Here is a 24,408-nt window from a genome sequence, read left to right on the forward strand (position 1 = left end):
CGCTCAGCCGAGGAGGATCCGGCGGCGTAGGAGTCTGAAGCCAGCTCGTCCGTACATCTGGCGCTTGAGCATCTTGGTCCGGGTGTTCACGCCTTCGGTCCTGCCGTTGTGGTGTGGGGTGGTGAACGCGGCGCCGACAGTGTCGCGGTCCTGCTCGATGCCACGGGCGAAGGAGTGCACGTGGGGAAGGTCCGCCGCGCGGGCCGGTCTTGATCCACTCCTCGAGTGCGGCGACGTTGGCCTCGTCGGGCTTCAGGAGGGCGGCGAACGCCTGGATCAGGCCCAAGGCCCCGGTGACCTCGGGGCAGGCCGCGGCGAGATGGTCGAGGCGTTCCTGCTGTCCTGGGGTGAGCCTGTCCGGCCGGGTCAGCAGCAGGCGCGCAGCGCGGCGGGGTGAAAGGTGCGGGCGCTCGTCGTCAGCGCGTCCCTGATTCAGGTACCGGGTCAGCAGGTTCGAACTGCCCTGGGTGCCCTGCCCGCGGATCTCGCGTAAGAGCTGCTGGACAGGCACGGCGGGCTCGGCCGCCCGGCGTTCGCGCAGGTGCTCCCTGTAGGGGTCCACGAGGGTGGGCCGGTACTTCGGGACGCGCCGGAGGCGTTCGGGCGCATCCGCGCGGGCATACCGCTTGACCGCGTTCAGGGACAGGTTGAGCCGGCGGGAACAGTCCATGAGGCCCACGCCCTTCTCCAGCAGCCCGTACACCTGGGCCCAGCGATCTACAGTGGTGCGGGCCTGTGGACCGTCCTGCAGCCCAGTCGCCGACGCCCAGCACGCCGAGTGTGCGGCGACCTCCTTGGCGACGGCCTCGGCGAGGCCGTGCCAGAGGTGCCACCGGTCTGCGACCTGGACGGTGCGGCGCTCGTAGCGCTCGAGCAGAGCACTACTTGACGTAATCGCGATTCCCGGCGGCCGACAGGGGCCAGGGGAGTGGGCGGTGCCCCGCGGGGGTTTGGTCAGTGTGCGGCGGCCATGTACTGCTCGACGATGTCCTTCGGGATCCGGCCCCGGGCATTCACGGTGATGCCCCGGGCGGTGGCCCAGTCGCGGATGACCCGCTGCTGCGGCTGGAGCACGGTCCGGCGCGGCCGTGACACCCGGTCACCCCGGGCGGCAGCGACGAACTCGGCAACGCCCTGTCGCAGCCGGGCTGCGTTGTCCGCGCTCAGGTCGATCTCGTAGGCGCGTCCGTCGAGTGCGAAGCGCACCGTCTCCGCCGCGGGGGACCCGTCGAGGTCGTCGACGGTTTCGACGATCACAGTCTTTGCCATGCCTGCGAACCTACCAGCGGACCCGCTTCAGGGCGGCATCCATCTCTGCTGACCCGAATGCGCGCCCGGCAGACCGCCACGGCGGGGCGAGACAGTGACGACCCGCGGGACGGCGCTGAATGGACGGCCCTATCACCGGCTACGGCGCCTCACCTCGGCGCAAACCGGCCTGAGTACAGCAGGGGAGGGCTCAGAAGAGCGTGGGCTGGCCGGCGTCCAATGAACCGGTCCGACAGGGCCGTCCACGGCTCGCCGAGGTCCGCCAGTGCCTCCTCGATGGACGTCTGGCCCTCGAGTTCCCCGGCGACGACCATGCCCCTGACAGTAGGTGCGTTCGCAGTTCCCCAGGCATAGGCGCGCGGGATGGCCTACGCCTCGGCACACTGGTGCGCGAGCGCGGGGCGGCCTCGTGGTCCCGATTGCGATAGCGGGCTGTTGCGCGGCTGGCCAAGCACGGTAGGAGGCGATTCCCCAGGGTCCACCGAATCGCGCCAACCCGGCCAATCAGTGTCCCGTGAACTTCGGTGCTCGTTTCTCGCGGAATGCGCGAATTCCCTCCTGCCCATCTGCCGTGCTGTACAGCCTGCTGAGGGCTTCCTGTTCGAGCGTCAGTGCGGCGCTGAGTTCACTGCTGCTTCCCTCGTTGAGGAGCCGCTTCGCCTCGCGAACGGCACGGGGCGCCTGCGCTGCCAGCAACTGTGCGAACTCCATCGCTGCGGGAACCAGTTCTTCGGCGGAATGGATGCTGCGCACGAGCCCGACGGACTGGGCTTCACCTGCCGTGACGGTCCGCCCGGTCATGATGATGTCCTTGGCCCAAGGCACGCTCACCTTCCTGGACAGCCGCTGGGTCCCCCCGCCGCCCGGCAGGAGGCCGAGCTTGATTTCCGGGAGGCCGAACTTCGCCTTCTCCGCGGCCAGGATGAAGTCGCAGCACAGGGCGACTTCGAATCCGCCGCCGAATGCGTAGCCGTTCACGGCGGCGATGACTGGCTGGGGCATGCGCTCCAGATCGTCGAAGACGCGCCGAGAGTTTCGCTGGTACTCCTCGAAGGATTCCGGGCTCGCTCCGAAGTATTCGTCGAGATCGGCCCCGGCAATGAATCCACGTCCGGTGCCGGTGAGGACGACGGCGCGAATCGCCGGATTCTGCCGGATCGCTGCCAGCTGTTGCCCGAGAGCGTTGACGAGTCTCGTCGACAGGGCGCCCAGCTTGTCTTCCCGGTCGATGCGGAGGACCGCGACGTGACCGGCCCGTTCGACGACGAGGTTCTCGTGGACCATTGAGGCGCTGCTAGCGGGTGGCATCGACTGACCCTATGAGCTCCTTAACGCGTTCCGGGGACAGGACCTCCGAGAGCACCTCCTCTGTGTGGGCTCCTGTCGCGGGGGGTCCATAGCGAAGCTGCCATGGTGTCGCGCTCATCCGAATGGGGCATCCGATCAGTTCGATGGGATCGCCCGTCGGGCCGGCGGTCTCAACGAGAAGATCGGAGCCCTGGCGGCGGAGCTCGTCCACTGCTTCGGCCGTTGAACGGACGGCCGCGGCCCAGAGGCCTGCAGGGAGCAGCACGTCGAGCCAGGCCTGCGTCGTCCGCGTCGCAACGACGGCCTCGATGGCATGCTTCATCTCGTCTCGCTGCTGCCACGCGTCCATTCCAGCGAGCCCGGGAAGGCCGAAGACCGCGGCCACTCGGTCCGGGGAGGCCATCGCGATGGCCATCCAGCCGTCGGCCGTCTGATAGACCCCGAAGGGTGCCGAGAGCCAGGCCTGCCCGACGCCGGACGCCGATCGGGTCCAGGTCTTCTCCTGATTGATGAGGGTGGAGATCTCCTGGCACTGCATCGAGATCGCCGTGGAATAGAGATCCACCTCTATGCGCTGCCCGATGCCGTGTGTGTGCCGGGCCACGATGGCTGCAAGGATGGCGTTTGCAAGGGTGAGGGCCGTCGCATGGTCAACGATCGCCGTCCCGGCGGGGGTGGGAGGATCGCCCGCCCGTCCGGTCGCCGCCGCGAGTCCGGACATGGACTGGATCAGCAGATCCTGGCCGGGCCTGTCTTCCTTGGCAAAAGCCGAATCGCTTCCCCAGCCCGAGCCCGAGCAGTAGATGATATCGGCCTTCACCTGGCGGAAGTCCTCGTACCCCAGCCCGAGTCGTTGCATGACCCCCGGGCGGAAGTTCTCCACTACGACGTCGCAGGTCCTTGCCAATTCCAGGAGTGCCTCCCGCGCCGCGGGATCCTTGAGGTCAAGGGCAACGGAGCGCTTGTTCCTGTTCATGGCGAGGAAAGCAGCCGAGCTTCCGTCGACCAGTTCACCCATCATCTCCAGATGACGTTCCCATTCACCGTCACGGCGCTCAACCTTGATGACGTCGGCTCCGAGATCGCCGAGCAGCTGCGTGCCGAATGGACCGAGCATCATCTGGGTGAAGTCCAGGATGCGGATGGAGTCTAGAGCCTGCACGAGGCCTCCTTACCTTGCGTGTGTGGTTCTGATTGGTCCCCGCCACGTTCCGCGAGTGCATTCCTGAGGGCGGAGCGGTCGATTTTCCCTGTTGAATTCCGCGGCAGCCGGTCCACGAAGGTCACCGATTTCGGCTTCTTGTAGTCGGCCAGGTGTGCGCGGCAGAATGCGGTGATGTCGAGGGCCTCGATCTGGGGCGCGGGCCCTGTACGTGGGGATCGTTCGACGAAGGCAGTCACGGCTTCCCCCCAGCGGGGGTGGGGCATGCCCAGTACCGCTGCTGCGGCGACGCCGGGAAGCTGTTCGATGACCTTCTCCACCTCGGATGGCTGGACGTTGAATCCGCCCGTGATGATGGTCTCCTTGGCCCGCCCGGCTATCGTCAGGAGTCCGTCGGCGCTGAGTGTTCCGAGGTCCCCGGTCGGGAACCAGGACCCGGCGCTGATGGCGGGTTCCTGGGCATGGCCGAGGTATCCGGTCATGACGGTGTCGCCGCGCACGTAGATCTCCTGAGGTCCCTCTCGGGTGTCCCCGCGCGGGCCGATCCGGACTTCGACCTCGGCAAGCGGCCGGCCGGCAGATGACAGGACCCGGTTCGCATCCTCAGCGGTGGATGGGTCACCCAGCCGCTGCACTGCGCGGGAGTGTTCGGCTCCGGAGAGAGACGCGATCGGGGCCAGTGCTTCGGCGAGTCCGTAGAACTGGTGCAGGGCGCCGGGGAAGAGCTTCTCGGCCAGGGCCAAGGTGTCAACGCTGACGCCCGATCCCCCGTACGGGACCGCACGAGTCTGCGGCTGAGGCGCGGCCTCCGGTGCCAGTGCCAGGTCTCGGAGCATGACGGGAATGAGCGGGAGGACCGTCACGAAGTGCCGCTCCATCGCCTCGAATACGTCTGCCGGCCTGAACGTCGACATGGTGACGGTCGCCGCACCGCGAACCGTGCAGTCGAGGCCTATCGATCCACCGAAATGGCTCATGGGCGCGGCGGCCAGCACCACGTCGCCGGGCCCGATGGGCGGAAGGCATACGCCGGCCAGCGTGGTCTGCGCGATCCATGCCCGGTTCGTGACGGGTATGGCCTTGGGCTGGCCAGTCGACCCGGACGAGTACATCAGCATGACCAGGTCCGAGGAGCCTGTGGTCGGGGACGACGTGCTGGTGCCGTGGCGGCGAAGGCCGCCGATGTCGAAGCGGTGGATCGGGCCGGCGGGAGGATTCGTACCCGATGGGTCGGGGCCAGCGGTGCGGGGGGCATCGCGTGTTTCGCCCACCGCTACGATGGTGGGCTGGATCCCGCCGCGCTGCTGAAGGGCTTCGGCAAGTCCGCTCGCGCGATCGGCATCGCAGACGACGATCCGGGCATCGCAGTCGGCGGCGATGCGGATGATCTCCTGCACGTGCAGCCGGGACGACAGGGCGACACGGACCATGCCCTCACAGATCACCGCCAGCTCGAGCACCCGGAATTCGGGGCTGTTGGAGCACGCGATCAGGACGCGGTCCTGATCTTGGGCACCGAGGCCTCGCAGATAGCCGCCGGCGCGTGATGCGAGCTCTCTGAGCTCGCCGAAGCTGAGCCATCGCGATCCGTCCCACAGCGCCGGGTTGTCCCCGTTCCGCGCCATGGAGCGCTGGATGAGGGCGGCGACGGAAGGACCCTCCTCAGCTGGGCTGGAGCACATGGCGGTCCCACCCGTCCCTGAACGACTGGACGATGGATGCGGTCGGCGCGTGTGCCACGATTGCCGCGTGGAGCACGTGCGCGAAGGACTTCTGGAACGCGGGGAAGCCGGCAAACCTTGCCCGCAGGAACCCGCGGCCGACGGACGGCAGCGTGTCGATGCCGAAGCCGCCCGCGTGGGCGTTGAAGGTCTCGTCCTGCCAGGCGCTCCGGCGTCCCGGCTGCCCTCCGGCCAGCGGGAAGCCGTTGACCTGGACGTCGCGGCTTGTGGCGTATGCGGCAAAGCAGGCGGCCTCGGCCCTGCTGGTGCTTCGGGAGGAGATGGCCAGGCCGACACCGCCGGTGAGGGTGCCGATAGGGTTCCCGTCCAGCGAGGGACTGGGCAGGAACCGTATCTGGCGTCTGCCGTCGGCGGGCCTGGAGTATGTGATGTAGCCGAACACATAGGGGCTGTAGGCATACCCCGGGCGCGTGTCCTCCTTGGCCGGATCGGACATCGCCTCGAGGACGTCGATGGGGCTCATCTCCAGCGATTCCGGTGCGCACAGCGACAGGAGCTCACGCAGTCGCTCGAGGGCCTCGGCCAGCACCTCCGGATCGATGCCGCCGGCTGACCACCACGAGGGGCGGCCGTCCGCGTGGCGGACTGCGGTCAATGGACCTCCGCCATCACCTTGTGGCCCGGAAACGAGTTCGCAGAGGGAAAGGAGGGTCCCCCACATGTGGGTCGGATTCGCGGGCACAGCGATGCGGCTGGTGCCGAGTCTTTGGGAGAGGTCCGCGAAATCCGCCCAGCACCGGGGCACTTCGGCGCTGGCTAGCTCGAGGGCGTCGTAGGCCGCCACGTGGGCCGCGGCGTCAAGCCCCAGCCCCCACTGCTGGCCCTGCCAGAGGTAGCTCTGATGGCTTGCTCCGACAGCGTCGTCGGCCCGGTCGGCCAGCTGATCGACGGAGAGCAGGGCGCTGATCGGGACGACGGCGCCGCTCGCGGCGCAGTCGCCGATGAAAGGGTGGTCGATGGCCATGAGGTCGTACTCCTGGGCCAGCTGCGCCACAGGAGTGTCCTCGAAGGAGGCAAGGGGACGCGCATCCCACTCCACGCGGATGTCGGGGTGCGACGCGTTGAATGCCTCCGATATGGCGCGCAGTGCGCCGACCCCCCGAGGGTGGTCCCATGCCATGCCCCGCACTGTCACTGCCATGTCCCTGTCCTTGCTCGAGGTCTCAAACTCGCGTCCCGTGTGACTCACGTCGCTAGGTAAAACGATTTACTGATTGCTCTGAGAATGCAAGGCCGGGTTGTCGTCGTTACCCGATCGTTATCTTAGATGGGTGCTGCCCGGGCAAGGGCCAGTGGAGCCGCGGGCGATGACCTCCGCGGCCGGTGCGCTGAGCTTCTCGTGGACGGGCCTCTTTCCTTCCCGCTGGTCGAGCAGCAGCTGCACGGCGCGTTCTCCGAGTTGGCGCAGGGGCAGCGAGACGACCGTGAGCCCGGGGTTCAGGTACGCGGCCGTGGGGAAGTCGTGGATTCCGACGATGGAGACCTGGTCGGGGACCTGGAGGCCGGCAGCCTGGCACGCCTTCATGGCGCCGAGCGCGATGAGTGAGTTCGCGGCGACCACGGCTGTTGGCATCTCGGGTGTGGAGATGATGGCCTCCATGGCTCGCATGCCGCCCTCCGAGGAGTGCCCTCCGTTGACGATCCACCGTGCCTGCGGCACGAGGCCGGCATCGATCATCGCGTCCCGCCAGCCGCCCAGGCGCCGTGCGGCGCGGTCCTCGTGTTCGTCGATGGTGAGATAGGCGACCTTCCTGTGACCGAGCTCCAGGAGGTGGTTCGTTGCCAGGAGGGCGGCCTGATGGTCGTCAACGGTGACACTGCCCACCTCGGGATTCGGGGATTCCGCGTTGACCATGACGACCGGCAGCGTCTTGGCGGTCTTGGCGATGATGGAGTCGGCGCTGTTGTCGACCGTCTGGAGCAGGATCCCGTCGATGGCCTTGCTGGCGACGAGCCGGCGGAATACCTCCTCGTCGGTGGCCAGGACGTCTGCATCCGTCAGGGTGAGGACGTAGCCCGCCTCGATGGCCGCCGTCTGGGCTCCTGCGACGATGTCGCTGTAGAGGGGATTGCTGACATCGTGGACCGCCAGGCCGATCAGCCCGGTCGATGACATGCGCAGCGAACGGGCGGCGTGATTCGGCGAATAGTTCAGCATCTTGGCCGCCCCAAGGATCCGCTCCCTGGTCTCTTCCCTGATGCTGAGCGTCTTGTCGGCACTGAGCGCGCGCGAGACCGCTCCGACGGACACGCCGGCAAGTCTGGCTACATCGGTGATCGTGGCGATGGTCGGCCTCCGAAGATCGTTCCTCGGTTCAAACCCTACAGCCGAAGCCTGAGGGAGGCCCGAAAGCCAAAAAGTAACGATAAGGTAACGGAACCTAAGGCCGGGTTGACTCGCGAGTCCGAACGGTAAATCGTTTTACTCAGTACCGAGTGACCTGCGTCACCGGCATCCCGGTCGCCACGGCCACCATTCCGACATCCAGGAGAAAAATTGAGCAACCCGGCAACCTACACCGAAGGCCCGTTCACGGCGATCACTTCCAAGCTGAACGAGTACGAAGGCGACGCGGTGGTCAACGTGTACCTCGTCGAGGGCGGCACTGAGAACGCGCTGATCGACTCAGGCATCCATTCCGGCTACAAGGACATCCAGAAGGTCCTCGCCGACAAGGGCATCGACGAGATCAAGCATGTCCTCAACTCGCATGAGCACATGGACCACGTCGGCAACAATGCCGCGGTCGTCCGCGACTACGGTGCCACGATTGGGGCCCACCCGAAGTACAAGGAGTGGATCTCAAACAACGAGCTCAACGCCCAGATGCTGGTCCACCGCTTCGAGGAAGGCAAGTCCTGGGATCTCCAGCAGGAGTACCTGTCGTGGATGGGGCCGGAGTCGGCCAAGGTCGACTTCGACATCGAAGACGGCGACAAGGTCGAAATCGGCAATGTCCGCCTCGACATCGTCGGCCTGCCGGGCCATTCACTGGGCGAGGTCGGATTCCACCATGCAGAGTCCAACATCCTCATCGTCCTGGATCTCCTGCTCCTGCCCAATGACGTAGTCCTCTACCTCCACGAGGATCCGGACATCACCCTCGCCTCACATGCCAAGCTCACCAAGTTCATCCAAGACAACGGCGTCAAGACCGTCCTGTCCGCCCACGGCAAGCCCTGCACCGCCGAGGAGGCCATCGCCTGGTCCAACGAGTGTGCCGACCGAGTCCGGAAGATCGCCGCGTCCGTGCGGCGCCACATCGCCGAGGCCCCCGGCATCGAGTTCGCAGAACTCCGTGACCGCGTGTGCGAGGATTTCGGCAAGAGCAAGGAATGGCGCGCGCTCATCACGGTCAACGGCCACCTCGAGAGCCTGCTGCGCAAGGGCGTCATCGTCGCGAGCGGAACCGGATGGTCCCTGGCATGAGTCCGGCACCCGGCCTGTCCGACCGTCCGCTCGCGGTCCTGGGCGGAGGCACCATGGGCTCCCAGATCGCCGTCGTCCTGGCCTTCTCGGGCCAGGACGTCCGGCTGTGGGTCCGTGACGCCGCCAAGATCGACGCTACCCGGCGCCGCGTCGATCTCGTCATGGCGCAATTGGTCGACAACGGCCTCTGCTCGCCAACGGACACCGAGGCCGCGGCCGGCCGCCTGTCAATCCGCACCAGCCTGTCAGAGGCAGTGGCGGATGCAGGGTTCGTCATCGAAGCCATTGCCGAGGACCTCGCGGCGAAGCAGGACGTGCTGCGCCTTGCCGAAACGGTGTGCGATCCCACGACGGTGCTGTCGTCCACGACCTCAGCACTGAACGCCTCGGAGATCGGCGCCGCGCTGGAGAACCCCGGACGGTTCGTCATTGCACACTTCGCCCAGCCAGCCCATCTCGTCGATGTGGTCGAAGTCGTCGCAGGCGCGTCCACCAGCGAGCAGACCGTCGATGCCGTCAATGGTCTGCTGGCGGGCCTCGGCAAGCGCCCGGTCAGATGCCCGGATATCCCAGGATTCCTCTGGGCCAGGATCCAGCACGCCATCCTGCGCGAGTTCGTCTCCCTGGTCGAACAGGGCCACGCGACGCCTGCCGACTGCGACCTGATCCTCAAGGCAGGCCTGGCCAGCCGCCTCCCGGCCATGGGCAGCTTCGAACACGCCGACCTCGCTGGACTGGACCTGATCTCGGGCCCCGCCGCGCAGGCAGTATGGGCGGACCTGTCCAATGCCAGCAACCCCGCGGACACCCTCATCGGCAAGCTGGTCCTCGAAGGCCGCCTCGGCATGAAGACGGGGGAGGGCTTCTACGACTGGACCATCCGCGACCCCGACGAGTTCAAGCGGACGCGGGATGAGGAGATCGTCCGCCGGAGCCAGATCAACCGGGAGAAGCTGACGGCGGCGGCCGGGCACAGCGTGTCCGCAGGGAGAGCGGCGACATGAAGTCCGTCGTCCTGCACGGCGCCGACGACCTGCGGATCGAAACCGGCTCAGATCCCGCCCCCGGCCCCGGCGAGGTCCTGGTCTCCGGTGCCTACGGCGGGATCTGCGGATCGGACCTGCACTACTGGCGGCACGGCCGGAACGGCGCCTTCGACGTAGTGGAGCCCCTCGTCCTGGGCCACGAGTTCTCGGGGAGGATCCTCGAACTCGGAGCCGGAGTCGACGGAGTCGACCCCGGCCAGCTGATCACCGTCCATCCCGCCACGCACTGCGGCCGCTGCCGAAGCTGCCTCAGCGGTGCACGGCACCTGTGCGAGAACGGCAGCTACGCCGGCTCTGCGGCCGTCATCCCACACCGGGCAGGGCTGTTCTCCACGGTGCAGGTCGTCCGGGCAGATCAGATCCGCCGGCTTCCGGCAGCAGTGTCCCCCCAGCACGCTGCGGTCATCGAGCCACTGGCCGTTGCCGTCCACGCCGTGCGGCGCGCGGGCGGCGTGGACGGGCGCAGCGTCCTCGTCAACGGGGCGGGGCCGATCGGCGCACTCGCCGTAGCTGCCGCCAAGGCGGAGGGCGCGCAAACCGTCTATGCGAGCGATCTGAGCGCCTCGGCTCTGGCCATCGCAGCGAACATGGGCGCCGACGAGACCATCAACCTCGCGCAGGGCCAGCAGCTGCCGTACGACGTCGACGTCGTCATCGAGGCATCGGGGGCCGCCGCGGCCCTCGGCGGATGCCTCTCGAGCGCTCGGCGCGGCGGAACCGTGGTGCAGGTAGGCAACCTCCCAGGAGGTCCGATCCAGGCGGAACTGGCAGCCCTTGTCGGACGCGAGATCAACTACGTCGGCGCCTTCAGGTTCGATCACGAAATGACCGATGCCGCCGACATGATCGCAGCCGGGCTGGACGTCAGCCCGGTGGTGACCCACACCTTCGGCCTCGACGATGCGCTGGGCGCGTTCAAGACGGCGGCAGACAAGAACATCTCCAGCAAGGTCCTCCTGGACCTGCATCCCACCCAGGATCGGAGCACCGTCGCATGAGCAACTTCACAGTGGACCTCACCGGGAAGACGGCAGTGGTCACAGGGGCCAGCGGAGGCATCGGGGGCGCCATCGCCCAGGCCCTGCTCGACGCCGGAACCCGCGTCATCGCCCTCCAGAGACGCACCACCTGCGATCTCTCCGGCAACATCGAGGTAGTCCCGGTCGACCTCGCTGACCCGGCCGACACGCTGCGGGCGGCCAACGCCGTGGCATCCGAGGAACAGGTCGACATCCTGGTGAACAATGCAGGGATCTCCCTGCGCCATGCCTTCGAGGACTTCCCGCTCGACGACTGGGCCACCGTGCTGCAGGTCGACCTGACGGCGGTCATGCAGCTCTGCCAGGTCTTCGGCCGCCAGATGCTGGTCCGCGGGGAGGGAAAGATCGTCAACATCGCGTCCATGCTCGCCTTCAACGGCGGCTACACTGCCGCGGCGTATTCCGCGGCCAAAGGCGGCGTCGTGCAGCTGACCAAGTCCCTGTGCCACGAATGGGCCAGGCACGGAGTCAACGTCAACGCCATCGCCCCTGGCTACTTCAACACCGAGCTCAACGCACCCGTCATGGGCGACACGGACCGCATCGCGCAGATCACGGCCCGCATCCCGTCGGGTAACTGGGGCGAGACCACCGACATCGCAAAGGCCGCCCTCTTCCTCGTCTCTGACGCCGCGGCATACATCCACGGCGTCACGCTCCCCGTCGACGGCGGATTCCTCGCAGTCTGAAGCGCTGCGACCCGTCACACCGAGCAAGCAGTTCACCTGTATGACAACAATGGAGTGAGTTATATGGCAAGCACCAACATTCGCGGAGTGATCCCCGCGATCGAGCAGTCACCACTGACCAGACGGCAGAAGCTACTGGTCGGGTCCGCCGTCGTGAGCAACACGGTCGAGTTCTTCGACTTCTTCATCGTCGGATTCATCCTCACCATCATCGCCACACCGTGGCACCTGAACTTCATGGAGAGCTCCATGATCCTCCTGGCCGGCGGCGTCGGATCCGTGCTCGGTTCCATCATCTGGGGACGTATCGCAGACAAGATCGGCCGCCGCCCCTGCTTCATCTGGACAGTCCTGACGTTCTCCATCGGCACGGCGCTGTGCGCCGCGGTGCCCGAAGGGAACTGGTGGCTGTTCGCATTGCTTCGGGTCGTCGTCGGCTTCGGCGTCGGCGGCCTGCCCGTCGTCGACATCCCGCTGATCGCCGAGTTCGTCCCGTCCAAGCAGCGCGCCATGCTCTCCGGCCTGACGGTCGTGTTCATCCCCGTCGGACTGTTCCTCGGCTCCCTGTCCGCGTCCGCGCTCGGAGCACCCCTGGGATGGCGCGGGCTGCTGCTCCTGGGCCTGATCCCCGTCCTCCTGGCCTTCCCGATCCGACGCATCGTGCGCGAATCGCCCCGCTGGCTCATGGGCCAGGGACGCATGGACGACGCTCGCGAGTCGATCGCCTGGTACCGCAACATGAACCCCGCCGACGTGGAACTGCCGCCTGTCAGCGATGTCCAGGTCGGCCAGAAGCGCAAGCGCAGCATCTTCCACAACAACCGCAGGGCGCTCATCGTCGCCACCGTGGGAAGCTTCTGCTTCATCACCGGCTCCTCCGTCGTCCAGTCGTGGGGCCCCACACTGCTGACGCTGCTGCTCAACGTGACTCCTGCGCAGGCAGCACAGATGTTCCTGCTGGTCAGCCTCGCCTCTCTCATCGGGCGGCTCATCACCGCGAAACTCGCCGACGTCGTCGGTCGCCGGCCGGTCATCATTGCGTGTGGGTTCGTCGGGGCCGCATGTCTTCTGGTTGCCGCATACTCTGGCAATGCGGTGATCCTCGGTGCCTCGCTGTTCTTCGTCGCGATCCTCGGTGCCACGCTCTTCGGGGACGGGGCGTTCGGGATGCTGAACACCTTCACCTCGGAGATGTTCAAGACTGAAGACCGCGCCTCGGGCCTGGGCCTGGCCTATGGTCTCGGTTCCACCGGCAAGATCTTCGGACCGCTGCTCCTCGGGCTCCTCTCCGGCGGCTCGAACCTGGTGTCGCCGAAGGCCACGGCCGATGCGCTCCCGGCCGCGTTCACCGTGTTCGGCATCCTGCTGGCCATCGGCGCATGCGTGTACTTCTTCGCCAGGGAGACCAAGGGACGCCCGATGGATGCCGACGACGACGTCCATGCGCCAGCGGTCGGAGCCCAGGCGTGAATGCCGTGATTGCCGAACGCCAGGCCGTTTCGCCGATCCTGCAGGAAAGCCCGGTCGTAGCCGTTCTGCGGGCCCGGACGGCATCGGAGTACAGGCCAGTCATCGAGGCGCTGCTGGAAGGCGGGGTTCGCTCGATCGAGCTGACGCTGAGCACCGGCGGCGTGTTCGACGTCCTGCAGGACCTGGTCGAGGGCTACCAAGAAGCTGAAATCGGTGTCGGCACGATCACAACTGTCGAGCAGGCCCGCGAGGCGCTGGACCAGGGCGCCAGATTCCTGGTGACGCCGGTCACCGACCTCGCTGTCATCGAGCTCGCGGCGAGCCGCGGGGTCCCTGCCTATCCGGGTGGGCTGACTCCCACCGAATTGCACGCAGGGTGGGCTGCCGGGGCCTCTGCCGTGAAGCTGTTCCCCGCCTCCGCGGTGGGCCCCGGGTACATCAGCCAGCTTCGGGGCCCGTTTCCGGACATGCAGGTCCTCCCTTCCGGCGGCATCGACCTGGCAGACATCGATGCATGGATCTCAGCGGGGGCCGTCGCGGTGAGCGTGGGAGGGCCACTGGTTCAGGACGCATTCGCCGGCGGCGACCTGAAAGATCTCACGGCCCGCGCCACCTTGGCCAGCCAGCGGGCCCGGGACGCGCGGCAACGCCAGGGGGCGTCGTGACTGGGCCGGGCAGCCCGTCTGAGGTTGTGACCTTTGGAGAGACGATGGCGCTCATGCGGCCCACGTCTGTCGGGCCCTTGAGCCACGTTTCGAATCTTGGGCTGTCTATCGGCGGGGCGGAGAGCAACGTCGCCATCGGCTTGAACCGGCTGGGCACCTCTGTGACGTGGATCGGACGTGTGGGTGATGACAGCCTGGGCGACCTTGTTCTCAGGGAACTGGCCGCCGAAGGTATCAGCACCGTGGCCATCCGCGATCCGGGGGCTCCCACCGGGCTCATGGTCAAGGAGACGCGTACGGCGACAGCCAGCCGGGTTTGGTACTACAGGTCCGGCAGCGCGGGTTCGAGGCTTGAGGCAGCGGACCTGCCAGACGAATCCATCCGGAAGGCGCGTGCGCTGCATGTGACCGGGATTACGCCTGCGCTGTCCCAATCGGCAGCCACGGCGACGCTCCACGCAATCGATGTCGCTCGGGAGGCTGGGACCCTCGTCTCGTTCGACCTCAACTATCGTGCAGCACTCTGGTCCCCGGAGGCGGCCCGGGGAATGTACAGGCAGATCGTGGAGAAGGCCGACGTCGTCTTCGCCGGTGACGACGAGGCGGCAATCCTCGTCGGGCCAGCGCCAACATCCCTCGAATATGCAGTCCGGCTGGCAGCCCTCGGTCCGAGCCAGGCGATCATCAAGAGTGGCGCCGACGGCTGCACCGCAATAATCGACGGAGCCAGCCACGCCAAGCCCGCCGTGGAAACTGCCGTCATCGACACGGTGGGGGCAGGAGACGGATTCGTCGCAGGCTACCTCGCGGAACTGCTGAACGGACGCCCCGCGGAAGAGCGGCTGTCGACAGCAGTCCTAGTAGGGGCCTTTGCCTGCACCGTACCCGGGGACTGGGAAGGCGCACCCAAGAGAAGGGAGCTCGCCATCCTGGAGGCCAGCGAACCTGTCATCCGGTGACCTCCTCAACTGGATCACGCAATACACACGCGTTGGCCCTGGCCACGACGTGGAAGGCGTTATGCCGCCGTCGGGAGTGGGCAGTTCCCCGCGGGTCCGGTCAGCCGGCGGTGGCCATGTACTGCTCGACGACGGCTGCCGAGCTACCAGCCGGACTGATGCGGGCGCAGGTGGGAGGGGTTCAGAACAGCGTCGGAGGTTCGGTGCTGTCCGCGGCAGTCGTGGCGGTCCAGGGCTCGCCGAGGTCGACCAGGGCCTCCTCGATCGAGGTCTGGCCCTCGAGCTCCTGTGCCACGGCCATGCCTTTGACCCTAGACGTGCCCTGGACTCCCCGGGAGCGGGACACGCGGTCGCCCCGGCTGCCCGGTGCTCCCCGGCAGGTGGGAGGGGATCGAGCCGGAGCTGATTCCTCGCTCAGGTCAGGCTGTCGCGTCCAGTCTGCGCTTGCGGATCAGCTTGTCGATGGTCGCGCGGGCGTCCTCGCCCGGGTCGCCGATGTCCCTGCCGCCTCGGCCCCGGAGCCGAAGAGCGTCACCTCGGTGCGGTAGTCGAGGCAGGCGGGGTCGAGGCTGCCCTCGATGAGCCCGAGGCGGACCCCGAGCAGGTCGGAGGGGTCGCGGTGTCCGAGCCAGCCGGAGCAGACCGCCCCGTCGCCCGGGTGGCAGTAGAACACCGCCATGGGCTGGTCCTGGAGGGCGCGGTCGTACTCGGGCAGCTTCTCGTACTCGGAGGCGTCCCACACCCCGGACGGGGCACCGCACCGGTAGGGGCAGGACGCGCGCGGCCGCGGGCGCGGCATCGCGGGCCCGCCCATCCTCAGCCTGCCTCCCCGGCGACTTCGCCGCGGGAGCCATGCCCGCACGCGTCGCAGACCGCGTACGGCCACGTGCTCGCGCTGGCCTTGGGCATCGCCCCGGCCAGCGAGAACGAGCCGACCGGCCTGGCCTCCAGCCGGAGCTCCACGAAGATGCTCCAGGCGCCGCAGTACCGGCACGGCGCCGCCAGCGGGACCCGCTGGCCGAGCTCGGTCGGGAGCTGGACCTCTGGCACAAATGCCTCCATACATTGATCCTGCAGGTTCCAGTCTTCCAGCCGGACGGGATGGCGGACATGCTCCAGCGCTCCGGCCGCCGGAACGGAGGACGTCATCGGGGCCAGCGGCCAGCGGCCCGGGTGCCGACGTCCAGCACGGTCATCGTGCGCGCCCCGTCGTCGAGGACGACGAGCACGCTCATGTCGCCGCGCCGGGCGGAGCGGCAGCCGGCGAGCCCGCCGCGCAGCGCGTGGGAGCGGCGCTGGGGGTCCTCGGCGAGGGAGCCGCAGATGAAGGCGAGCAGGGGCCCGGCGGTCCTGGGCGGGAGCTGGGCGAGCCGGCGGAAGGCGGCTTCTGTCAGGAGCGGGGTGTAGGCGGTCACTGCTGGCCGCGCAGCCTGGCCAGGAGGGCGCGGGCGTCGGGCTCGCCGTGGACGCGGCCCTCGGCGGCGTCGGCCGCGGCCTCGGCGAGCCGCTCGCGCCAGTCGGGCTGGGAGAGCCAGAAGAGGGTCTCCTGGACCTCCTCCCACTCGCCGGCGCCGACCATGACCACGGCCGGGCGCCCGTTCCGCGTGATCGTGTAGCGCTCGTGCTCGCGCTCGGCGCGCTCGGCGTACTCGGACAGGTGCGCCTTCAGGTCCGACAGCGACGTGGTGATCATGCGCCCCATGCTACCCTGACCAGGCCCGGATACCGCTCCCCCGCGGACCGGAATTCAGGGCCGATAACCGCGACTATGTCAAGTAGACGAGAAGCTCGTCGCTTGACGGAATCTCGGTTACGGCACCCCGCCACTTTCAGTAGAGGTTCACTGATCGCTGGCACCGGGACCAGCTTGGATCCGCGATTTGCCTCCCCCCGGGTCGCCAGAAGTAGCACAGCGTTCGGCGGGTCGGTGCCGCCGTTTCTCGGAGTGCAAGTTCAGTAAGGGGCAGCCTGGGCGATGCGTCAAGCTCCGTCATCGCCGGCGGCCCACCGAACCCCCGCAGTGTGACCGACCGTGACGTCCGCTTTGCGAGCCGCTCCCCGCCCAGCGAGACTGCTTCAAGAATCAAGAGTTCCGGCAACAAGCCCTGGCTTGCCGGACGGCAACCCTCCGGCTGTAGTGGGGTGCCCCAGGTGAGGATTCGACGGCGCGCGGGACCCCGGCGTCGTAAGTATGGCGCCTGAGCGAGCCTCGCGCCGCGACTTCAAGAGGACCACATGGCTACCCTCCTCCGCGCCGAGCCGGCACTCGGCACCGCCCTGCGCGCCAAGCGGCGCATCCTCGCGTCCGCGTTCGTGGGCACCACCATCGAGTGGTACGACTTCTACCTGTATGGCACGGCGTCGGCCCTCGTGTTCAACAAGCAGTTCTTCCCGGACGCGAGTCCGCTCGTGGGGGTGCTGGCCTCGTTCGCCACGTACGCCGTCGGGTTCATCGCGCGGCCGCTCGGTGGCGTGATCTCCGGGCACCTCGGGGACCGGATCGGCCGGAAAGCCCTCCTCGTCGCCTCGCTTCTGACCATGGGCCTCGCCTCGACGCTCATTGGGGTCCTGCCGAACTACGCGACCATCGGCATCCTCGCTGTGATCGGCCTCGTGGCGCTCCGCCTCATCCAGGGCCTCTCCGCCGGCGCCGAGTGGGGAGGGTCGGCACTGCTCTCCGTGGAGCACGCGCCCGCCGGGAGGAAGGGCCTCTTCGGCTCGTTCACCCAAGTCGGCTCGGCGGCCGGCATGCTCCTCGCCACCGGCGCGTACGCGCTCATCCAGGCCTTCCTCACCCCGGACCAGTTCCAGTCCTTCGGGTGGCGCCTGCCGTTCCTGCTCTCGGGCGTGCTCGTGGTGGTGGGCCTGTGGATTCGCCTCGGCGTCACCGATGCCCAGGAGTTCACCGCAGTGAAGGACGCAGCCGGCATCGTCGCCCGCCCGGTGGCGCGCGTGCTGCGGGAGCACCCGCGCGGAATCCTCGTCACGGTCGGCATGCGCCTTGTGCAGCCGGCCATCTACACGCTCATGACGGTGTACATCCTCGGCTACCTCAAGGACCGCCGCCACGACACCACGTCCGGCCTCGCCGCGATCCTCATCGTCTCCGCGCTCGGCCTCTTCTCCGGTCCGTTCTGGGGCTGGCTCTCGGACCGGATCGGCCGTCGCCGCATGGCGGTCGCCGCGTCGGTGGGCGTCGTCGTGCTGATCTGGCCCTTCTTCTGGTTCCTCGACCACGGCAACCTCCAGTTCCTGCCGCTCGTGCTGCTCGTGGGGATGAACATCCTGCACGATGCGATCTACGGCCCGCAGGCTGCGTGGTTCGCCGAGCAGTTCCCCACGGAGCTGCGCTACTCGGGCGTCTCCTTCGGCTACCAGGTCGGCACAGTGCTCTCCGCCGCCGTCACGCCCCTCGTCGCGGCGGCCCTGCTCGAGGCCGGCGGCGGGACCCCGTGGCTCGTGTGCGGCTGGTTCGCACTGCTCGGAGTCCTCACCACAGCGGCCGCGCTCGCCGCCAAGGATCCGGCCGCGGAGAAGCACGCCGTCCAGTCAGCCGCAGCGCAGGCCGGGCCGAACGCCTGAGCCGAACGGCGCCGTCGTGCGTTCGGCGCGATCCGCACACCCCGCACCCGAAAGGAACCCCATGGCCAAGCCCCTCCTCCTCAACGCGTTCGAGATGCTCGTGCCGGTCCACCAGTCGCCGGGCCTCTGGCGGCACCCGGACTCGCAGGGCCACCGGTTCGCCGAGCTGGGGTACTGGACCGAGCTGGCCAGGGCCCTCGAGGACGGCGGCTTCCATGGGATCTTCTTCGCGGACGTGCTCGGCCAGTACGACGTGTACGGCGGCAGCGCGGACGCGGCCGTGCGCGGCGGGGTCCAGTACCCGGCCCTCGACCCGCTGCTGATCGTGTCAGCCCTCGCCGCGGCGACCGAGCGGCTCGGTTTCGGCGTCACCGCCTCCGTCACCTACGACCACCCGTACCTGCTCGCCCGGCGCCTCGGCACGCTCGACCATCTCACGGGCGGCCGCGTCGCCTGGAACATCGTCACCTCGTACCAGGAATCGGCGGCGCGGAACCTCGGCCTCGACGCGCAGATCCCGCACGACGAGCGCTACGACCGGGCCGAGGAGTTCATGGACGTCGTGTACAAGCTGTGGGAGGGCTCAGTGGACGACGGCGCGCTGGTTGCCGACGCGTCCGCGAACCTCTTCGCGGACCCGGCGCGGGTGCGGGGGATCGCGCACGACGGCGCCGCCTACCGGGTGCCGGGCCCCGCCTTGGTGGGGCCCTCCCCGCAGCGGACCCCGCTGCTGTTCCAGGCCGGTGCCTCGGCGCGGGGCAAGGCGTTCGCCGGGAAGCACGCCGAGGCGGTGTTCTTCTCGAGCTCGACCCCGGCGCAGGCGAAGAAGTTCACCGACGGGCTGCGGGCGGAGCTGGCTGCCGCCGGACGGGCTGCCGACTCCGTGAAGACGTTCAACCTCGCGACCGTGATCGTGGCGGAGACGGACGAGGCCGCCGCCGCGAAGCTGGCCGAGTACGAGTCCTATGTGGATACCGACTCGGCGCTCGCGCTGTTTGCCGGGTGGACCGGTGTGGACCTCTCCGGGCTCGACCAGGACGCGCCGCTCGAATATATCCGGAGCGAGGCGAACCAGTCCGCCCTCGCCCAGTTCACCACGCTTGACCCCGAGCGGACCTGGACACTGCGCGAGGTGGCGAAGTTCATCTCGATCGGAGGCCGCGGCCCGGTGATCTCCGGCTCGCCCAGCACGGTGGCCGACGAGCTGGAGCGCTTCGCCGAGGAGGGCGGCGTGGACGGCTTCAACCTGACCTCGGCCGTCCGGCCGGCGGACTTGCTCGAGGTCGCCCGCCTCGTCACGCCCGAGCTGCGCCGGCGCGGGCTCCTCGCCGAGGCCGCTGTGGGCTCGACGTTCCGCGAGACGGTCCTCGGCGCTGGTCCGCGCGTGGCAGCGGATCACCCGGCGCGGCGGGTGGCCGGCGTCGTGCCTGCGGCCCTCTAGCAGCCGACCTCCCCGGCCGGGGTCACCTCTCGGGTGACCCCGGCCGGGGGTCAGAAGCCGCCGGTCCCGTTCGGTGTGCCGAGCCCGGTCGGGCCGTCCCAGCCGTTGCGGGCGTTGCACCACTGGGTGGTCGGGCACGTGCCGTTGCTGCCCGAGGTCACGTCGAACAGGCTCGAGGAGTGGCCGTACGGGATCGAGTTCGCGTAGGTGCCCGTCGCCGCCGAGCCGGTGCTGCCGCTGAGCGCGTACACCGAGGCGATGATGGGTGACGCCTCACTCGTGCCGCCGAACTGGCCCCACGTGGAGTTGGTGCTCGAGGTCGGGTAGTAGACCGCGAGGCCGCCGTAGCTCGGATCGGATGCGGCGGAAACGTCATTCATCGCACGCCCGGCACACCCCGTGCCGTAGCTCGAGGCCGCAGGGATCGGCTGGTTCAGGGTCGAGCAGCCGGACCCCGTCCCGTTCCACACGGACTCGCTCCAGCCGCGCGTCCCCGGCGCCTTCACGAGGGAGGTCCCACCCACCGCGACCACGTAGCTGGACGAGGCGGGGTAGGACCCGCCCTTGTACCCGTTGTCACCTGCGCTCGCCGTCACGGCGATCCCCGGGAAGTTGTAGTACTTGCCGTAGGTGGAGTCGGCCGCGTCGGAGCCGCCGTACGAGTTCGAGATCGCCACGACACCGGGCAGCTTCGCCGCCGTCTGCACCGCTGTACCGAGATCGGTGAAGGAGGCGGTGTTGGCCTGGACCACGACGATCTTGCAGTCCGGGCAGGCAGCGGAGACGGCGTCGACGTCGAGCGACTGTTCCTGGGCCCATCCGGTGTTGAAGTGGGGGAGCTTGGAGCCGCCGTTCTGGTTCATCACCGTCAGGCACCCGTTGCTGGTGGTACAAGCGGAGAAGCCGAACTGGGAGCGGAAGACGCCGAGGTCGCGCTCGAGGTTCGGGTAGCCGTAGGCGTCGACGATGGCCACGGTCCGGCCGCCCGACTTCAAGCCGCCGAGCTTGTAGGCATCCTGCAACTGTGTGGGCGTGAGGGCGGTCGACGGCGGTGCCGTCGCGTTGGTGATCGGCCTGCCGTTCGCGTCGGCAGCCTGGCGCGCGTGGCAGGCGGCCTCGCCGGCGCGTGGCGCGGCGCAGACCTGGATGGAGTGGTCCGACTGCGGGTTCGGTCCCGGGGCGGCCCATGCGGGGGTGGCGGTGGCGGCGCCGACGAGCAGCAGGCCCGCGGCCGCTGCGGCGAGGATCTTCCTCACGTGCCCTCCTGGGGTGGGAGAAACGCTCTGACAGGGGTGCCGGGTTGACGCGAGTGATAACGACGTATAACAAAGCCAGTTAATCCGGCACCTGCGAGACTCTCAGCTTCCGTACAGGCAGGACAAGATTCAGCGGCAGATTGCCAGTAGATTCCCAGCTAAGCCGTACCCGTCTCACGATGGCCCGTCTCGCGGCGCGACCAGTCCTGGGGGATCGCCGCCTCGAGCGCGTCGTCGACGGTGATGAGGCCGATCATGCGCCGCCCGCCGTCGACCACCGGCAGCGCGAGGAGGTTGAAGTCGGCCATGCGGCGGGTCACGTCGATGACGTCGTCCGTCGGCGCTGCGACGACCACGTCCCGGTCCGCGATCTCGGACAGCGGCCGCGCGGCGTCGGCGCGGAGGGCAGCGACGAGGGTGAGCACGCCGTCGAGCGTCCCGTCCTCGCCCAACAGGTACACCACCACGAGCGCCTGCGGCTGGACGGAGGACGCCGCGCGGACGGCCGCGACGGCATCACCCGCGGTCGCTGTGGGCGGCAGTGCGACGAACTCGGTGCCCATGAGGCCCCCAGCGGTGAGGTCGTGGTACCCGAGCAGCCGGTGCACGGCGCCGCGCTGCGGCTCCGGCATGGCGGTGAGCACCGGCAGCCGCCGTTCCTGCGGCAGGTCCATCAGGGCATCCGCGGCGTCGTCGGTCTGCATGCGACCGAGCACCTCTGCGACCTCGGAGTCGCTGCGGCCCTTGAACAGCTCGGCCTGGCTGTCCTGGTCGAGCTCCTCGAACACGTCCGCCTCGAGCTCGGGGTCTTCGTGGACCTGGGCCAGGAGCTCGTCTTGCTCGTGCTCGTTCGCGTCCTCGATGATGTCCGCGATCTGTGCGGGTTTGAGGCCCTGGACGCGCCCGGTGGACCGCCGGACTCGGGCAGAGGCCGCGTGCCCTATGAGCGGCTCGAATTCGAGCCAGTCGCGCACGTCGTGGGACGCGTGGCGTGGCCCGAGCCCGAGCCAGCGGCGGCGGTGCACGTCAAGCCCGGTGGCGGCCCAGCCTTCGAGCACTTGGGTGAGCTGGATGTCGTACGCCTTGACGAAGGCGACCCGTGCGAGATCGATGAGGCGGTGGCCGAGGACATCCTCGGACAGCAGGACCTCGCCCTCGCGGCGTGCGAACTCGCGGACGTCAACAGTGCTGCTCGAGAGTTCGACGCGCTCGGGGGTGAGTGCTTCGAGATCGGCGCTCGAGACGAAGGTACGGGTCCCGCCTACAGCCACCACGAGGCCCGTGACGATGGGGTAGTCGGTGTCACCGAGGCGCACGATCACATCTGCGAGCGTGCCCATGCGGTGCCCGTCGGAATCGTGGACAGGGAGCCGCAGGAGGGTGGAGAGGGAGAGGGGCTGGGTCGCAAGGGTCATCGGTATCGGTGGCCTTTCGGGAGCACGTCGGGCACTCGAGCTGACTCTATGTCAGGTCAGATCGGTGAGGATATGGGGTTCTGGGGCTGGACGGATCAGACGCCGAGGGCGAGCTGCACGACCCGGACCACGACGAGGATCATCGCCACGAGCAGGTACAGGCGCAGCACGCTGAGCCCAACCCGGCGGGTCACCGACAGCTGCGGCCGCTCGAGCAGTGCGAGCGGGGGCATGCGCCAGGTCAGCCGCTGGCTGCGGTCGACGGCGGTCGCCTCCTTGGCGTTCCCCCGCGCCTTGGCTGCGAGGCGGGGGATTGCGAGACCTATGCCGGTGAGGACGGCAAGCGCGCCGCCCACTCCGAGGATGGCCAGGATCGTGGCTGCGTCGATGTCTGGGAACAGCACCGCGGCGGTGAGGACGACGGACAGGATCACGAGGACTGCGATGACTGCGGAGGTGAAGATGTTCATGGCGCGCCCGTTGACCCACGGGCCCATGACCTGCTTGTCGTTGCACAGGAGGAGCAGGAAGACGGTCGCGGAGGGAAGGAGCACGCCCGCGAGGACCTGGACACCGACCGTGAGGAGTCCGAGAGGGCTCCCGGGGATGACCACGATGACCGCGGCAATGAGGATCACCGCGGCGAAGGCCGCGTAGAAGCCCTTGGCATCGCTGACCTTCCGGTGGAGGGAGTGCTTGAGGCCGAGGACGTCCCCGAACGCGTAGGAGGTCGAGAGGCCTACGGCGGCGGCACCGATGATCGAGGCGTCGATGAGCGCGAGGGCAAAAAGGATGCCTGCGAGGTGTCCCAGGTACTTGCCGAGGCCCTCGGCGACGCCGCCCGCGTCGGTGAACTGGCCGAACTCCGGACGCCCGGCGAACGTGAATGCCGTGAAGGAGATGATGGCGGCGGCGCCGAGGATCACGATGGTGATCCCGAGCCACAGGTCCACGCGCTCGTACTTCATGTACCGCGGGGTGATGCGCTTGTCGATCACGTAGGACTGCTGGAAGAACAGCTGCCACGGGGCGATGGTCGTGCCGACGATCGCGATGATCAGGAGCGTCACGTCGGCCACGTCGGAGCCCGCGGGGAAGCCGGGCACCACGAAGTCATGGGCGATCTGCCCGTAGTCCGGGCTGCTCATGAAGAACACGGGCACCAGCAGCAGTGAGCCGACCACGAGGGCGATGCACACGCGCTCGAACGTCTTGAATGAGCCCGTGCTGGCTGCACCCACCACCACGACGGCCGCGACGATCACCCCGGGGATCTTGGGCACGCCGAGGTAGTCCAGACCGATCGAGATGCCGATGAATTCCGTGACGATCGTGAGGGCGTTGAGGATGAACAGGTCGATCGCGCTGAACGCGCCCCAGAACTTCCCGAAGCGCTCGAGGATGAGGCGGGCGTGCCCCACGCCGGTCACGACGCCGAGGCGCAGCACCATCTCCTGGTTGACGTAGAGCACCGGCACGAGGAGCAGGAGCGTCCACAGGAGGCTTGTGCCGTAGTTCTGACCGGCCTGGGTGTAGGTGCCGAACGCGCCGGCGTCGTTGTCGCCGACCATCACGATCAGGCCCGGGCCGATGATGGCCAGGAGCGTCTTGAAGCGGGACTTCCAGCTGGAAGGTCCCGTGGCGGTGGACGTCTCGCTCAGGTTGATGGTGCCGAAAGCGCCCTGGATGTCGCCGACGTGGGCGGAGTCGAGCACGGCGGAGTGGTTCGGGTCAGGGTTCACGGGGGTCTTGATCACGGGGACCTGCTTCCTCCCGGCGGTGGCCGAGGCTGGTGAAGCGGGCACGCTACGACACCCGGCCTGCGGGCAGGGGAGGAGCAGGCAGGGCGCGTCGGCGCGCAGCGAGAGGACGGGATGAGCCGGTGGGCTCAGGGGGTATGCGGGGAGGGACTACTGTCGCCGCTTGACACGGAG

Annotated in this window: 23 protein-coding genes, 1 pseudogene and 1 riboswitch; of the genes and pseudogenes, 9 read left to right on the top strand and 15 right to left on the bottom strand. The window is 68.3% G+C overall.

Annotated features, from left to right (window positions below; genetic code table 11):
• Window positions 1-3: 3 nt before the first annotated feature.
• From IE231_RS18345 to IE231_RS16480, 8 genes and pseudogenes are all read right to left on the bottom strand, one after another.
• Window positions 4-850, bottom strand: a pseudogene (locus tag IE231_RS18345) (ISL3 family transposase); the annotation flags it as partial.
• Between the two features lie 104 nt (window positions 851-954).
• Window positions 955-1,269, bottom strand: a complete 315-nt coding sequence (locus tag IE231_RS16450) for a histone-like nucleoid-structuring protein Lsr2 (protein WP_189695084.1) — start codon at window positions 1,267-1,269, stop codon at window positions 955-957.
• A 149-nt stretch (window positions 1,270-1,418) separates the two neighbouring features.
• Window positions 1,419-1,583 (bottom strand): hypothetical protein, encoded by a 165-nt coding sequence (locus tag IE231_RS16455; RefSeq protein ID WP_189695085.1) that lies wholly within the window; start codon window positions 1,581-1,583, stop codon window positions 1,419-1,421.
• Between the two features lie 190 nt (window positions 1,584-1,773).
• Window positions 1,774-2,553, bottom strand: coding sequence for an enoyl-CoA hydratase/isomerase family protein (locus IE231_RS16460; protein ID WP_201896859.1), 780 nt, complete (start codon window positions 2,551-2,553; stop codon window positions 1,774-1,776).
• Between the two features lie 10 nt (window positions 2,554-2,563).
• Window positions 2,564-3,739 (bottom strand): CaiB/BaiF CoA transferase family protein, encoded by a 1,176-nt coding sequence (locus tag IE231_RS16465; protein WP_201896860.1) that lies wholly within the window; start codon window positions 3,737-3,739, stop codon window positions 2,564-2,566.
• Entirely contained in the window at window positions 3,727-5,364 is a 1,638-nt protein-coding gene (locus IE231_RS16470; RefSeq protein WP_189695087.1) for a class I adenylate-forming enzyme family protein, read from the bottom strand. The genes IE231_RS16465 and IE231_RS16470 overlap by 13 nt, the downstream gene beginning before the upstream one ends.
• 37 nt (window positions 5,365-5,401) lie before the next feature.
• Entirely contained in the window at window positions 5,402-6,622 is a 1,221-nt protein-coding gene (locus IE231_RS16475; RefSeq protein WP_189695088.1) for an extracellular solute-binding protein, read from the bottom strand.
• A 117-nt stretch (window positions 6,623-6,739) separates the two neighbouring features.
• Complete coding sequence (locus IE231_RS16480) at window positions 6,740-7,849, bottom strand: LacI family DNA-binding transcriptional regulator (RefSeq protein WP_306341575.1); 1,110 nt, start codon at window positions 7,847-7,849, stop codon at window positions 6,740-6,742.
• Window positions 7,850-7,978: 129 nt separating this feature from the next.
• On the opposite strand from IE231_RS16480, the gene IE231_RS16485 reads away from it, so the two are divergent.
• The 7 genes from IE231_RS16485 to IE231_RS16515 all read left to right on the top strand — a co-directional run bounded on the left by IE231_RS16485 (window position 7,979) and on the right by IE231_RS16515 (window position 14,780).
• Window positions 7,979-8,911: an MBL fold metallo-hydrolase gene (locus tag IE231_RS16485; RefSeq protein WP_189695090.1), complete on the top strand. Its 933-nt coding sequence runs from the start codon at window positions 7,979-7,981 to the stop codon at window positions 8,909-8,911.
• Window positions 8,908-9,915 carry a 3-hydroxyacyl-CoA dehydrogenase family protein gene (locus tag IE231_RS16490; RefSeq protein ID WP_189695091.1) on the top strand — a complete coding sequence of 336 codons (1,008 nt, stop codon included), beginning with the start codon at window positions 8,908-8,910 and terminating at the stop codon, window positions 9,913-9,915. Before IE231_RS16485 ends, IE231_RS16490 begins: the two co-directional genes overlap by 4 nt.
• Complete coding sequence (locus tag IE231_RS16495; protein ID WP_189695092.1) at window positions 9,912-10,955, top strand: L-idonate 5-dehydrogenase; 1,044 nt, start codon at window positions 9,912-9,914, stop codon at window positions 10,953-10,955. The genes IE231_RS16490 and IE231_RS16495 overlap by 4 nt, the downstream gene beginning before the upstream one ends.
• Window positions 10,952-11,686: an SDR family oxidoreductase gene (locus IE231_RS16500; protein WP_189695093.1), complete on the top strand. Its 735-nt coding sequence runs from the start codon at window positions 10,952-10,954 to the stop codon at window positions 11,684-11,686. The genes IE231_RS16495 and IE231_RS16500 overlap by 4 nt, the downstream gene beginning before the upstream one ends.
• A gap of 63 nt (window positions 11,687-11,749) precedes the next feature.
• Window positions 11,750-13,156, top strand: coding sequence for an MFS transporter (locus IE231_RS16505; protein WP_189695094.1), 1,407 nt, complete (start codon window positions 11,750-11,752; stop codon window positions 13,154-13,156).
• The gene (locus tag IE231_RS16510) at window positions 13,153-13,821 is read left to right on the top strand and encodes a bifunctional 4-hydroxy-2-oxoglutarate aldolase/2-dehydro-3-deoxy-phosphogluconate aldolase (protein WP_229867267.1); all 669 of its coding nucleotides are present in this window, start codon (window positions 13,153-13,155) and stop codon (window positions 13,819-13,821) included. The genes IE231_RS16505 and IE231_RS16510 overlap by 4 nt, the downstream gene beginning before the upstream one ends.
• A gap of 26 nt (window positions 13,822-13,847) precedes the next feature.
• Window positions 13,848-14,780 carry a sugar kinase gene (locus tag IE231_RS16515; protein WP_189695133.1) on the top strand — a complete coding sequence of 311 codons (933 nt, stop codon included), beginning with the start codon at window positions 13,848-13,850 and terminating at the stop codon, window positions 14,778-14,780.
• 451 nt (window positions 14,781-15,231) lie between these two features.
• On the opposite strand, the gene IE231_RS16520 is transcribed toward IE231_RS16515, so the two are convergent.
• The 4 genes from IE231_RS16520 to IE231_RS16535 form a co-directional block, all read right to left on the bottom strand.
• Window positions 15,232-15,579: a DUF6283 family protein gene (locus tag IE231_RS16520; protein WP_229867275.1), complete on the bottom strand. Its 348-nt coding sequence runs from the start codon at window positions 15,577-15,579 to the stop codon at window positions 15,232-15,234.
• Between the two features lie 17 nt (window positions 15,580-15,596).
• Window positions 15,597-15,842 carry a hypothetical protein gene (locus tag IE231_RS16525; RefSeq protein ID WP_189695134.1) on the bottom strand — a complete coding sequence of 82 codons (246 nt, stop codon included), beginning with the start codon at window positions 15,840-15,842 and terminating at the stop codon, window positions 15,597-15,599.
• An 83-nt stretch (window positions 15,843-15,925) separates the two neighbouring features.
• A complete protein-coding gene (locus IE231_RS16530; protein ID WP_189695096.1) occupies window positions 15,926-16,195 on the bottom strand; it encodes a type II toxin-antitoxin system RelE family toxin in 270 nt (89 codons plus the stop codon).
• Window positions 16,192-16,473 (bottom strand): type II toxin-antitoxin system Phd/YefM family antitoxin, encoded by a 282-nt coding sequence (locus tag IE231_RS16535; RefSeq protein ID WP_189695097.1) that lies wholly within the window; start codon window positions 16,471-16,473, stop codon window positions 16,192-16,194. The genes IE231_RS16530 and IE231_RS16535 overlap by 4 nt, the downstream gene beginning before the upstream one ends.
• A 388-nt stretch (window positions 16,474-16,861) precedes the next feature.
• Window positions 16,862-16,978, top strand: a riboswitch (SAM riboswitch).
• Window positions 16,979-17,015: 37 nt separating this feature from the next.
• Between IE231_RS16535 and IE231_RS16540 the strand changes: the two genes are divergently transcribed.
• Window positions 17,016-18,362 (top strand): MFS transporter, encoded by a 1,347-nt coding sequence (locus IE231_RS16540; RefSeq protein ID WP_189695098.1) that lies wholly within the window; start codon window positions 17,016-17,018, stop codon window positions 18,360-18,362.
• Window positions 18,363-18,423: 61 nt separating this feature from the next.
• Window positions 18,424-19,803 carry an LLM class flavin-dependent oxidoreductase gene (locus IE231_RS16545; protein ID WP_189695099.1) on the top strand — a complete coding sequence of 460 codons (1,380 nt, stop codon included), beginning with the start codon at window positions 18,424-18,426 and terminating at the stop codon, window positions 19,801-19,803.
• Between the two features lie 50 nt (window positions 19,804-19,853).
• On the opposite strand, the gene IE231_RS16550 is transcribed toward IE231_RS16545, so the two are convergent.
• The 3 genes from IE231_RS16550 to IE231_RS16560 form a co-directional block, all read right to left on the bottom strand.
• Entirely contained in the window at window positions 19,854-21,059 is a 1,206-nt protein-coding gene (locus IE231_RS16550; RefSeq protein WP_189695100.1) for a S53 family peptidase, read from the bottom strand.
• 158 nt (window positions 21,060-21,217) lie between these two features.
• The gene (locus IE231_RS16555; protein WP_189695101.1) at window positions 21,218-22,474 is read right to left on the bottom strand and encodes a magnesium transporter MgtE N-terminal domain-containing protein; all 1,257 of its coding nucleotides are present in this window, start codon (window positions 22,472-22,474) and stop codon (window positions 21,218-21,220) included.
• 95 nt (window positions 22,475-22,569) lie between these two features.
• Window positions 22,570-24,231 (bottom strand): Nramp family divalent metal transporter, encoded by a 1,662-nt coding sequence (locus IE231_RS16560; RefSeq protein WP_229867286.1) that lies wholly within the window; start codon window positions 24,229-24,231, stop codon window positions 22,570-22,572.
• Between the last annotated feature and the right edge of the window lie 177 nt (window positions 24,232-24,408).

The sequence above is a fragment of the Sinomonas cellulolyticus genome (genome assembly GCF_014656475.1).
GTDB classification, from domain to species: Bacteria; Actinomycetota; Actinomycetes; order Actinomycetales; family Micrococcaceae; genus Sinomonas; species Sinomonas cellulolyticus.